We start from the raw sequence: 12,322 nt of genomic DNA, 5'->3' as shown, positions 1-12,322 counted from the left end.
AAACTTAAAGGCACTGTATTTATACTCAGCACTCAGCACTCAGCACTTTAACAAAACAAAACAAAACAAAACCACAGATTAACGCTCAAATTAACACTGATTTTAATCTGTGTTGATCTGTGGTTCATCTGTGGTGCGGATGAATTTCGCCTTCAATGCCAACAAATATTATTGGAATTGAAAGCGAGAAAATTCTAGACGGAAGCGAAGTAAACTTTAGACTTCACAGGATCAGGATTCATTGTCTGATCACCTGGTTGCCAACCAGCGGGGCAAACTTCGTCAGGATGTGATTGGACGTGCTGAATTGCTTGTAATGTTCGTAGAGTTTCATCAACGCTACGACCAAAAGCTAGGTTGTTAATGGTAGCGTGTTGAATGATACCATCTTTGTCAATCAAGAATAGACCACGCAAGGCAACGCCCGCTGCTGGGTCAAGAACGTTGTAATCTGCGCTAATTTCTTTCTTAATATCGGAAACTAGGGGATAATTGAGGTCGCCTACGCCACCTGATTTGCGATCGGTTTGAATCCAAGCGAGGTGTGAGAACTCACTATCAACGGAAACACCGAGAACTTCAGTGTTAAGTTTCTTGAATTCTTCGTAGCGATCGCTAAATGCTGTGATCTCAGTAGGACAAACAAAGGTAAAGTCTAGGGGGTAGAAAAATAAGACAACATACTTGCCGCGATAGTCGGAAAGTTTGACTGTCTTGAATTCCTGATCTACTACAGCGGTTGCTGTAAAATCGGGAGCTTGTTGACCAACGCGGAGGCTTCCTTCTGTTCCGTAAGTGAGGGACATTAACCTAATTCTCCTTCAACTTATATCAGTTTTAGTAGCGTTAGAATTCGGGTCAGATAAAACTTACCCATCCACGCTGTCTCACCCTTTCGGGTACTTGTCGAGAACCTCTTCGAGGAACACAGTCCCCCAATCGGGCTGACTCACAGTTTAATTACGATCTGTTACGACTATATCATAGTCATAACGATTCTGAGTAGCAAATGACCAATTTAGATCCAAGAGAATGGTTACTCACCAATGGCTTAGGCAGTTTTGCCAGTGGTACAGTTTCTGATGTCCGCACCCGCACTTATCACGGTTGGTTATTTGCTGCGACAAGTCCACCTTCTGGGCGCACTTTGTTGTTATCGCATTTAGAAGCGAGTTTAGAAGTATCAAAGGGAATTGTTTCCCTGGGGACAAATATCTGGGGCAGTGGTGAGATTAAGCCTACCGGTTACGAACTACTGCGCTCTTTTGACATTAACCCAGTTCCCAAATGGATTTGGGGTGAAGATAACTGGCAGTTAAGCAGACAACTGCTGATGCCATACGGATGGGAAGGAAATGGACACGATAGTCCCCCGCCTCATGCCCATCTCAGCCATCGGATTTTAATTCACTATCGTTATGATGGCGTAGAGACGGCTATTCTCAAACTGCGACTACTCGTTTGCGATCGCGACTTTCATCATCAGCAAAAGGCCGCAGGCTTACAATTTTCCCAATTACTAGGACAACAACAAGTTTGCCTCCAAGCGATCGCTTCTGGAAACTTTGGTAAACCTTGGTATTTGCGTTGGACACAGGGCAAATATCAAGCAGACGCATTTTGGTATTGGAATTACATCCTCCCCGAAGAGACAAGTCGAGGATTAAGTGATTATGAAGACCTTTATAGCCCTGGCTATTTAAGCGTCACTCTCCAGCCAGGAGATGCTGTAACTTTAGAAGCGCGGTTAGGTTTTCCTGACCCACAACAAAGTCTATTAGTACCAGAAAGCTTTGCAGAAGCAGTAGAAGCAGAACAAGAAAGGCTCTGCCAGATTTTTGGATGTAGTAAAACCGTAAATAGAGACTGGGGACTATTAAGAGGTAGGGAAGCTGGAGAGCAAACAAAAAAAGAGGATTTTATCCTCCCTGTATCTTCCCAATCGCTCATTTGGCAGCACCTACTCAAAGCCAGCGATCAGTTTATTGTTTATCGGGCTGCCATTGCTGGCCCTACACTGATTGCTGGTTATCACTGGTTTAATGACAGAGGACGTGATGCTTTAATTGCCTTACCAGGTCTAGCACTAGTACCGCAGCGTTATGAATTAGCCAAAGGGCTATTACAAACTTTTGGGCGTTACTGTCGCCACGGGTTAATTCCGAATAATTTTCCTGACGTTGACACCGAGCCATATTACAACAGTATTGATGCCGCCCTATGGTGGATTGAAACATTAGGACTTTACTTAGAAACCACCCAAGACTGGGAGTTTTTGGCAGACCAATTTCCTGTAGTGCAGCAAATCCACAAAGCCTTTGTGGGTGGTACACGTTATAACATCCAAGTTGATGCTACTGATGGCTTAGTGGGCTGCTATGCTCGCGGTGTCGCCTTAACTTGGATGGATGCAGTAGTTAATGGTCAGCCTGTGACACCCCGTCATGGTAAGCCAGTAGAAATTAATGCCCTGTGGTATTCTGCTTTGTGTTGGATGAGTCAATGGGCAAAACGCTTAAGTCAAATGCCAGTAGATGATGCAGCCCGTCTAGCAAAACAGGCGCAGCGTTATGAACAGCAAGCACAACAGGTAAAGGTTTCCCTGCAAAAATTCTGGAACCCCATATTGGGTTACTTATACGACACCATTGAGCCAGACGATCGCCGCAATTCCCAAATTCGTCCCAATGCGGTTCTCGCATTATCTCTACACCATTGTGGATTTTCTCAACAACAAGGTCGTCAGGTACTGGACTTAGCCACCTATCGCTTGCTAACTCCCTATGGACTTCGCAGTCTCGATGTCATTGATCCCGAATACGTGGGTAAATATATAGGTATGCCCCACGATCGCGATCGCGCCTACCACCAAGGTACAGTTTGGAGTTGGTTAATTGGGCCATTCACTCGCGCCTGGCAACGTTTTTACCCCAAGGAACCATTACCTTTTAGTTGGCAACCTCTCCTAGACCATTTTTTGGCAAGTGCTTGTCTTGGCTCCATTTCCGAAATTTTTGATGGCGATCCACCACACACACCCAGAGGTGCGATCGCCCAAGCTTGGTCAGTGGCTGAAGTGATGCGTCATATCCATGAATTTTGATTCTACCCGACATCATCTGTGCATTAGTCCTACCATTAAGATAAAAAGCATCTGCTTATTGAATACTAACCACCGCTACCCATGCCTTTATCGCGCATAGTAACGCTAATTGTTGGTCTCATCGTCATTTTGGCCATGAGCCTGTGGCTGATAGATTCTCTATCGCGCCTTTATTGGCAATTGTCTTATTCGCCGTTACTCGGTAATTTGCTGCTGTTGCTGTTGGTTGTCTTGATTGGCGGCTTAGTTGCGGCTTTTGTTTATTACGTATTGGTGCTTCAGGGAGGAGAAAAACGTTCCCGCCAAGGACGTAAGCGCGTGACACCAGCCCAAATCCCCGCAGCTAAATCTGATGCAGCTTCTTCCACAATCCAAGCTGTGCGTCAACAAGTTTCGCAAATTCAAGACGAAGTAGCACGACAAGCTTTATTAAGTCGATCGCGGGAAATTGAAGTTAATTTAGCACGGGGTGAAATTCAAGTTGTAGTATTTGGGACAGGAAGTGCAGGCAAAACTTCCCTTGTCAATGCCATTATGGGGCGGATGGTCGGGCAAGTAAATGCACCAATGGGGACAACGACAGCAGGCGAAACTTATTGTCTGCGGTTAAAGGGGTTGGAACGCAAAATTTTAATTACCGACACACCGGGAATTTTAGAAGCAGGAGTCGCTGGAACCGAACGAGAACAGTTAGCAAGGGAATTAGCCACAGCCGCAGATTTGTTGTTATTTGTAGTAGATAATGACCTACGACGCTCCGAATATGAACCATTGCGGGGTTTGGCCGAAATTGGCAAGCGATCGCTGTTAATTCTTAATAAAACTGACCTCTATACAGACGAAAATAAAGAAGTCATTTTGGCTCGGTTGCGAGAACGAGTCCGGGGCTTTATTGCAACTAACGATGTTGTAGCGATCGCGGCTAATCCTCAATCGGCTCAACTAGAAACAGGCGAACTCTACGAACCAGAGCCAGATATTGTACCCTTGTTACGGCGGATGGCTGCTGTGCTGCGGGCTGAGGGTGAAGATTTAGTCGCAGATAACATTTTGCTGCAATCTTTACGGTTAGGAGAAGAAGCACGTAAACTCATTGATGCCCAGCGTCGCCGTCAAGCCGATAAAATTGTTGAGCGATTTCAGTGGATTGGCGCTGGGGTAGTTTCAGTGACACCCTTACCAGTAGTAGATTTACTCGCAACCGCCGCTGTGAATGCTCAAATGGTTGTGGAAATTGGTAGAGTTTACGGCTGTGAATTGAACATGGAACGGGGAAGGGAGTTAGCTTTATCTTTAGCGAAAACTATTGCCAGTTTAGGGATAGTCAAGGGCGCGATTCAATTAGTTTCTACAGCTTTGCAACTGAATGTCGCCACATTCGTTATTGGTAGAGCCATTCAAGGGGTGACAGCTGCATATTTAACCAGAATTGCGGGGAAAAGTTTTATTGAGTATTTTCGCCATGATCAAGATTGGGGCGATGGCGGAATGACCGAAGTAGTACAGCGCCAGTTTCAAATGAACCGCCGAGATGAGTTTATCAAAGCTTTTATTCAAGAAGCGATCGCCAAAGTTGTCAAACCATTACAAGACAAAATAGAAGCCGTTGAACAAGATGAAGAAGTTCATTAGTAAAAGTACTGAGTGCTGAGTGCTGAATGTGAGCTTCTTACTAGCGCGACTACGCGCCAGAAAAATATAGAAGAAACTCTTTGTTCTTCCCCTAAACCCTTATACCCCTATACCCCTAACCCCATGTTTCTTGAGAGTAAAAATAATCATCCCTAGTACAGCACGGCAGAAATAAACAGACCATAAGGAATTCCTAAAAGGCTTGTGGGATAACTATTCTTTCTTTTACCTTTTGCCTCCTCCAGAGTTCGCCACTTGCTTCAAGTCGGGAAACCCGCCCAACGCAGTGGCTCACTTTTTACTTTTGCCTTGTTGTACTAGCCTCTAGCTTCCCTGATTGTAAATTTTCCGCCAAGAGAATTACATGTAATGACTGTGACATATTCTGACATCAGTACTGATAAATCCTTACAGAATCAAATACTGACGTAATTTTCACTTAGATACTACTGAAATTTGAATTTAATCTTTTCGTAAAATAACCCCATTTTTATTGCCGTTTTTTTTATCTACTGACAGTATAGATATGTGCAGAGGCAACGATGACAATCGAGCTTAATTGAACTAGGGAGTTAATTAGAGATGTAAAATGCAGCAAAGTGAATACCGTACTCTTTCTCAAATTAATTAAGTGCGTAACCACAAAAATATTGCTGACATCGAAAAAAGTTGCTCGAATTCATCATGTGATTTCCGTAGATTTGCGTAAACACAGCTTTTGTGAGCTTAGTATCATACTAACTAAGTATTATGCAGATATATAGAAATCACTTAGAAAAAACTACTGAAGTTACTCAGCTTGCTGATGTAAAAGCTTTTCACTAATGCAATTAAGTGATGTTTAACTTCTTGATAGCTAGAGATTTTTTCTCTGGCGCAGAAATCACTTTGCAAAAATTTTGTCAGCACTCCCCCAATTTATGAAACCTACTTTTGGAGAAACTCAACTCATGCTTACAACATCCTACAAAAAACTATCTCAAGCTACTGCTGGTATTGCCCTTGGTGCTGCTATGTTAGCAGCTGTGAATGCTCCCGCCCAAGCTGCAACTTTGACCACATATAATTTTTCTGGTCAATTTGAATCCCTAGCGCTTCCCGGTTCTAGCGGTGTATCTCTAGGTTTGCAAAATGGTTCTTTTGATGGAAGTTATACCGTAGATGTAGATCAACTACCTACTGCAACACAAGTGAATTTGGCTAGTTGGCTCGTAAATGTACGAGATGCTTCCAACAATATTTTAAAAACCTTTTCTAGTGCGATCGTTGGTAACACTGGTATAGCAGTGAATGATGGTGTTCGCTTTACCAATTTTGTCGCCGCATCAACAGGTGCAGAGACAGCAAGTTTAGGAGTTGTATTTAATCCTGGATTTACAGGCTCACCCGGAAATGGCCCAACTGATGGACTGTTCAGTAGTGTAATATTCTCCAATAGTATAGTTGCTGGACAAATCCCCATCAAATCTACACCTGTACCAGAACCTGTTTCTACCGCTGGTATTGCTGTTGCTGGTGCTATGGGTTTATGGATGAAGCGTAAACAAAAATCTTCCATAGCATAGTTGCATTCCTGAAAGACGGGGATAATTCATAAACTGGATTAGCTTGATTGCAGAGTTCTTTTCTACGCAAATACGCACAAGGGTTCCTTCTCTCCTCGCAAGGAACCCTTTTCTTTCGTTATGGGAATATTGCCTGTAAAAACACGGCATTAATGGCTATTTTCTCGATACTATAGTCAATGACTCGCTAATTTAGATTTATAGGTAGTGTAGATAGCAGAGTAACTTTATTTTTTTGATAAAAATACGTAAAAATTAACAAGCTAAGAAGACCGTAATTAAAGCTCAAGTGATTTATTTTTCAGGACATCCGGAAACAATCAGGTGATGTCCGAAAAGTTATATGAGGACTTACTAAGTAACCAGCTTATGAGCCACTACATGATCGGTAAAGTACTACAATCGCGGTACCAAATTGTTGAAAGTCTGGGTGCAGGGGTATTTGGACAGACATATACTGCTATAGACATAGATTACCCAGAAGACCCTAAATATGTCGTGAAGCAGTTGAAAACCAGCAATTGCCAAACTAGCTATTTAGAAACATTAAGGCTGCATTTTCTCACGGAAACGGAAACTCTCAAACGTTTGGGTAGCCATCCGCAAATTCCCGAACTCATTGCTTGCTTTGAAGAACATGAGCGACTCTATCTCGTCCAAGAGTTTGTTGAAGGACATGATTTAACAGCAGAACTACCAATTCATCAACAATGGGGATGTCTGTGGACTGAAAGCGAAGTTGTGGAATTTTTAGAGGATGTCTTAACAATTTTAGAATTTGTCCATTCTCAAGGTGTGATTCATTGTGATATCAAACCAGAAAATTTAATTAGACGCTGTACTGATGGCAAATTAGTTTTAATTGATTTTGGTTCTATCCAGTCTGTTAAGTTTTCTCTCGATACAGAATTACCAATTGATTGGATTCCTGTAACATCATTGGGTTACATTCCACCAGAGCAATTTATTGGTCAAACACGCCCTAATAGTGATATTTATGCCTTGGGTATGATTGCTATCCAGGCGCTCACAGGTTTAGAACCACTACAGTTTAAAGTTGATCCGCAAACAAATGAAATTATTTGGCGTTCACCCAACACCCCAGTTGGTGATTATTTAGCTGCTATTCTCAGCCAAATGATCCGGTATGATTTTCAAGAACGTTTTCAGTCTGCGGTTGAAGTACTGCGTGTACTTAAACAAATGCGGCGAGAAACTCAGCCATCTCCAGTTTTAGCAACAAGATATGGTGAGCCATCACCTCTGGTGCGTTCGAGTGATGAAACGCCTTCTAATTGTGATAATTTATCGCCCCTAATGACAGGGATGAAGATTGGACTGGCGGCTAATTCTTTGTTAATGGGATTTGGTGTTTATTCTTTACTAAATAATGCTCCGGCATATTCAGAAAGCGAGACTTTATATAAAGCAACAGAGAACTATCAAGCTGGGGATTTAGCTAGTGCGATCGCATTGGCTAAATCAATTCCATCCTACAGCAATGTTTACCCAGAAGTACAAGCCACTATCGAAACCTGGCAAAAAGAATGGCTTCAGGCTGCGGAACAATATTTATTAGCAGAACAAGCCTTGAATGAAGGTAGATGGTCGGATGTCCTCAAAACAGCTTTTCAAGTCCCAGATATTTTATATTGGCAATCAAAAACAGACCAACTTGTTCAAAAAGCACGAATTAATATCGAAATACAAACACAAAGTTTACTCACTAAAGCTTACGCAAAAGCTGAAGCTAGAGATTTTTCGACTGCTCTAGCATATTTGAGCCAAATTCCCCAAGAAAGTTCGGCTGGCGCTATAGTGCAGAAAAAATTGGCTGAATATAATCAAAAACGGCAAATTAGAGCCACTTATTTTTTACAAAATGCTTATAAAAAAGCAGCTTTTGGTGACTTTGATGGGGCGGTTAGCTTTCTGCGCCAAATTCCTAAAAATACAAAAGTGTATGCTCAAGCTCAAACTAAACTGCAAGAGTATACTCAAAAGCAACGTTGGCAAACTCGCAGTCAAGATTTAGCTTTCAGTACAATTGCGCCTCAAAAAAATACAAATAGACTTATTAATTCACCTTTAGAAAATCAACTACAAGAAGTAAATATTCGCTAGTTGATGGCGTATATGTAAGACTCTGGTTTGATTACTGAAAATACTTGTGTAGAGTAGAGAATAGGCAAGAAGACAGATAGAAATGTGCTGATTTTTCGCCAAAATCAAGTATGAGTCTTAGATAAAAATTATCAATTATTTTAATTAACCATACCTTTACAGAATCTTACAGGACTTACGCAAAAATAACGTAACTCCGTCATTACGTGGGCGTTAGCCTTCCCGTAGGGTACGATAGCGACGTAATCCCTCCTGAAGCTGGGATTGTTTCCCTACACTTCGTTCCGGTCGCAATGACACTATCGGCGTTGCGTAAGTCCTATGTTACTCGCAGTATAGATTTTTCTTTTTGATGTTTTTGTTACTATTATTGAAATTTTCTAAATAAACTACTATGGCTTTACACGCTGAATTACATAGGCATTTGGGCGGTTCAGTTGTACCGCGCGTTTTATGGCGATATTTTGAACGACATTCTGCGGAATTTATTTCTCGCTTTCCTAACTACGGAGAGTTTGAAGATTTTTATACCAAGCCCCGCAATACCTTAGATGAATATTTAGAACTGCATACCTTAGTTGAAAGTGTGCAAACTGTAGAGACTTTGCCTTACTTTATTTATCGCTTGGTAAGGGGTGCTTATATATTTGAAAATTTGGCTTATCTTGAACTGCGCTATACCCCATACTTAAGGACACCAGAACATTTAAGTCAATCGCAAAGAATTGACAAAATGGCAGAAATTGTGGAAGTAGTGGGTAAAGCTAGTCATATTCAAGAATGCCCTATTGTGACTAGCCAAATTTTGTGTATGCACACACGCCTACCATTCGAGGTAAATAAGGCAATTATTGATTTGGCGGTGCAGAACAGACAGTATGTTTGTGGGATAGATGTTGCCGGGGGTGATAGCTACTACGCCGATCGCCTGCAAGAATGGATTAGTCTATATGATTATGCGCGATCGCAAGGCATCAATACCACAGGACATCTTTACGAAACCACCGCTGGTTGTTACCCAGAACTGTTACCCTATCTCATGCGGATTGGTCACGGTATCCAAATTCCTTTGTTATATCCAGAATTACTTCCAGATATCGCTAAACGCGGGCAGTGTTTGGAAGTCTGCCCAACAACATACATCAAAACAGGCACTTTACAGGATATCCGTCAACTCAAATTAGTCTTTGACCGTTGTTTTGAAGCTGGGGTAGATATTGCCATTTGTACTGACAATGCTGGCTTACACAATGTCCGTTTACCATTTGAATACGAAAATCTCTTGACTTACGACATTATTAGCTTTTCTCAGTTACAAGCTTGCCAAGATGCGGCTTTTCGCCATGCTTTTGCTTGGCCTCATAGTTATCGCCCCGCATCGTTGTTAAATGGTTTACTACAACCAGAAACGCCGAAGGTGATGATGATGAAAGATTAGTGGAAGGGGTTAGGGGTTAAAGTTTACTTCCTACTCCCTATTCCCCAGTTGATGTTACACAGCAAGACCCTCCATAGCACCGCCGACTGTTTTCCAAGCGATGAAACCACCTTTGATTTCAGCTACCTTGTTAAATCCAGCATTGTGTAATATTTGTGCTGCTTTGGTTGTTTGTTGTTCATTTTCGCCATATACATAGATATGACGTTCTTTGTGTAGAGAAAATGTAGCGCGTTTTTCCAAGTCATCGAGAGGGATTTGAATTGCCCCAGAGATATGCACGTAATTATAACTGTGGCGATCGCGCACATCAATAATTGTAAAAGCTGGTTGACCCCATTCCAAACGAGACTTCAATTCGTGAGCATCGGTGGCTAAGTTACTACTCATGAGCATTTTCCGCTTTTAACCTCACAAGCAATCTATCAACGATCGTCTTTTAATTGAGGTTTCTTTATAATTAATCCAAAATTATCTCTGAGCAGATAAAAATACTTATTCTATTCAAGAGTTGCTTGCTGCCCTAAACTGTAATTTATGGCATCTACTATTCAAGCTTTACCCACAGAAGTTGTATATCTGATTACGGCTGGCGAGGTGATTGACTCCTTGGCATCTGTAGTGAGGGAATTGGCAGAAAATTCTCTAGATGCAGGTGCAACCAGAATTGTCATTTACCTCTGGCCGCAACACTGGCGCATCCGCGTTGCTGACAATGGTTGTGGGATGAACCTAGAAGACTTGCAACAAGCCGCCACAGCCCATAGCACTAGTAAGATTCGCTCTAGTGATGATTTATGGAAAATTAACAGCCTGGGATTTCGGGGTGAAGCTTTGCACAGCTTGACAACTTTGGCAGAGTTAGAAATTTTGAGTCGTCCAGCCGATGGTAATTTAGGATGGCGGGTTGTTTATGGTGATGATGGCAAGGCGTTAGAAGTAGAAGCAACAGCGATCGCACCTGGTACAGTAGTCACAGTCTCCAATCTTTTTGGTAATTGTCCATCTCGCCGCCAAGGTTTACCCAGTGCAACACAGCAAATGAAAGCTGTACAAGCCGCGATTTATCAAATTGCCCTGTGTCATCCGCAAGTAACATGGCAACTTTGGCAAAATGACCGAGTATGGTTCACCATTTCCCCCGCCGCCACCACCGGACAACTACTGCCGCAAATTTTACCGCAAGTCCGCCAAGGTGATTTACAAGAACTAAAACTCGAACTCCCCCATCCAACACTCAGCGAGAACTTGCGTGCGCGGGTTCCCCGCGTTGAGCAAAGTTCGGTGACTCAGCATGGGCTAAACGCCCCGATACCGCTAACAGCACTTCATCTAGTAGTAGGATTACCAGACCGTTGTCATCGCCATCGCCCAGACTGGGTAAGAATAGCGATTAATGGCAGGATGGTAAAATCACCAGAAATTGAGCAAACAATTTTATCAGCGTTTCATCGGACTTTACCACGCGATCGCTATCCCATTTGTTTATTACATCTAGAAATTTCTCCTGACCAAATCAACTGGAATCGCAATCCGGCGAAAACCGAAATATATCTTAATGAATTAAACTATTGGCAAGAGCAAGTCACTCAAGCTATTGACCAAGCACTCCGCATTGATACTGCTCATTTTAAAGAAGCTGTCAACACAACCAGAGTCAGTAAATTACTCAAAGCCGCAGAAGCAAAAGGCGGTTATAACTTTAATCCCAAACCTGAAAACACTCAGCACTCCCTCAAAGCTGTCGCCCAAGTTAGCAACACTTATATTGTGGCTGAACATTCTGGTGGTATGTGGCTAGTAGAACAGCATATTGCCCACGAGCGAGTTTTGTATGAACAAATCTGTGATAACTGGCAACTTGTACCTGTAGAACCGTCAATTATTCTTTATCAATTATCATCAGCACAAGTTTCTCAACTACAACGCATTGGGTTAGAAATAGAAACCTTTGGTGAGCAACTTTGGGCAGTCCGTAACATACCCGCCCTTTTACAGCAACGAGAAGACTGTGCAGAAGCTATTTTAGAACTCAGTTGGGGTGGAGACTTACAAGCGGCTCAAGTTGCCGTAGCCTGCCGTAGTGCGATTCGTAATGGCACGCCACTCAATCTCCCAGAAATGCAAACACTTTTAGACCAATGGCAGCGCACTCGCAACCCCCGTACCTGTCCTCACGGCAGACCGATTTATTTATCACTAGAAGAATCTGCTTTAGCCCGATTTTTCCGCAGGCATTGGGTAATTGGCAAAAGCCACGGAATATGAATATCTAGGCAGGAAGCAGGAGAAAAAATCTTACTATTCCTGGTATTCAAGCTTTCAAATTTTCCTAACATATCTGAATACCGCTATATTTTCACTATTATTCTGCCTAAAAAACTCATCAAATTATTTAACTAAAAACATTAAGTCTCAAAAACAGGGATAAAAAGTTTTGCAATTCTGAATTCTGCTTGC

Annotated in this window: 8 protein-coding genes; 6 read left to right on the top strand and 2 right to left on the bottom strand. The window is 42.3% G+C overall.

The annotated features are described in order from the left end of the window. Positions 1–194 precede the first annotated feature (194 nt). Positions 195–806, bottom strand: a complete 612-nt coding sequence (locus tag NOS7107_RS11690) for a peroxiredoxin (protein WP_015113183.1) — start codon at positions 804–806, stop codon at positions 195–197. A 203-nt stretch (positions 807–1,009) separates the two neighbouring features. On the opposite strand from NOS7107_RS11690, the gene NOS7107_RS11685 reads away from it, so the two are divergent. The 5 genes from NOS7107_RS11685 to NOS7107_RS11665 all read left to right on the top strand — a co-directional run bounded on the left by NOS7107_RS11685 (position 1,010) and on the right by NOS7107_RS11665 (position 9,862). After that, positions 1,010–3,103 (top strand): amylo-alpha-1,6-glucosidase, encoded by a 2,094-nt coding sequence (locus NOS7107_RS11685; protein ID WP_015113182.1) that lies wholly within the window; start codon positions 1,010–1,012, stop codon positions 3,101–3,103. Positions 3,104–3,184: 81 nt separating this feature from the next. Further along, entirely contained in the window at positions 3,185–4,735 is a 1,551-nt protein-coding gene (locus NOS7107_RS11680) for a YcjF family protein (protein WP_015113181.1), read from the top strand. Positions 4,736–5,685: 950 nt separating this feature from the next. Continuing rightward, positions 5,686–6,300: a PEP-CTERM sorting domain-containing protein gene (locus tag NOS7107_RS11675; protein WP_044500747.1), complete on the top strand. Its 615-nt coding sequence runs from the start codon at positions 5,686–5,688 to the stop codon at positions 6,298–6,300. A gap of 369 nt (positions 6,301–6,669) precedes the next feature. Beyond that, positions 6,670–8,424, top strand: a complete 1,755-nt coding sequence (locus NOS7107_RS11670) for a serine/threonine-protein kinase (protein ID WP_044499927.1) — start codon at positions 6,670–6,672, stop codon at positions 8,422–8,424. A gap of 394 nt (positions 8,425–8,818) precedes the next feature. Next, positions 8,819–9,862: an adenosine deaminase gene (locus NOS7107_RS11665; protein WP_015113178.1), complete on the top strand. Its 1,044-nt coding sequence runs from the start codon at positions 8,819–8,821 to the stop codon at positions 9,860–9,862. A 54-nt stretch (positions 9,863–9,916) separates the two neighbouring features. On the opposite strand, the gene NOS7107_RS11660 is transcribed toward NOS7107_RS11665, so the two are convergent. After that, positions 9,917–10,252: a rhodanese-like domain-containing protein gene (locus NOS7107_RS11660; protein ID WP_015113177.1), complete on the bottom strand. Its 336-nt coding sequence runs from the start codon at positions 10,250–10,252 to the stop codon at positions 9,917–9,919. Positions 10,253–10,399: 147 nt separating this feature from the next. Between NOS7107_RS11660 and mutL the strand changes: the two genes are divergently transcribed. Further along, a complete protein-coding gene (gene mutL / locus NOS7107_RS11655; protein ID WP_015113176.1) occupies positions 10,400–12,130 on the top strand; it encodes a DNA mismatch repair endonuclease MutL in 1,731 nt (576 codons plus the stop codon). Positions 12,131–12,322 lie beyond the last annotated feature (192 nt).

This window comes from Nostoc sp. PCC 7107 (assembly GCF_000316625.1).
Taxonomy (GTDB): Bacteria; Cyanobacteriota; Cyanobacteriia; order Cyanobacteriales; family Nostocaceae; genus Nostoc_B.
The sequence above is the reverse complement of the archived record's forward strand: the minus strand, read 5'-3'. Positions and strand labels throughout refer to the sequence as shown.

Excerpts from the sequence above, each read along its gene's own strand:
- NOS7107_RS11670 (WP_044499927.1), top strand. The coding sequence starts at position 6,670 with ATGAGCCACTACATGATCGGTAAAGTACTACAATCGCGGTACCAAATT.
- NOS7107_RS11690 (WP_015113183.1), bottom strand. The coding sequence starts at position 806 with ATGTCCCTCACTTACGGAACAGAAGGAAGCCTCCGCGTTGGTCAACAA.
- NOS7107_RS11665 (WP_015113178.1), top strand. The coding sequence starts at position 8,819 with ATGGCTTTACACGCTGAATTACATAGGCATTTGGGCGGTTCAGTTGTA.
- mutL (WP_015113176.1), top strand. The coding sequence starts at position 10,400 with ATGGCATCTACTATTCAAGCTTTACCCACAGAAGTTGTATATCTGATT.
- NOS7107_RS11685 (WP_015113182.1), top strand. The coding sequence starts at position 1,010 with ATGACCAATTTAGATCCAAGAGAATGGTTACTCACCAATGGCTTAGGC.
- NOS7107_RS11660 (WP_015113177.1), bottom strand. The coding sequence starts at position 10,252 with ATGAGTAGTAACTTAGCCACCGATGCTCACGAATTGAAGTCTCGTTTG.
- NOS7107_RS11680 (WP_015113181.1), top strand. The coding sequence starts at position 3,185 with ATGCCTTTATCGCGCATAGTAACGCTAATTGTTGGTCTCATCGTCATT.
- NOS7107_RS11675 (WP_044500747.1), top strand. The coding sequence starts at position 5,686 with ATGCTTACAACATCCTACAAAAAACTATCTCAAGCTACTGCTGGTATT.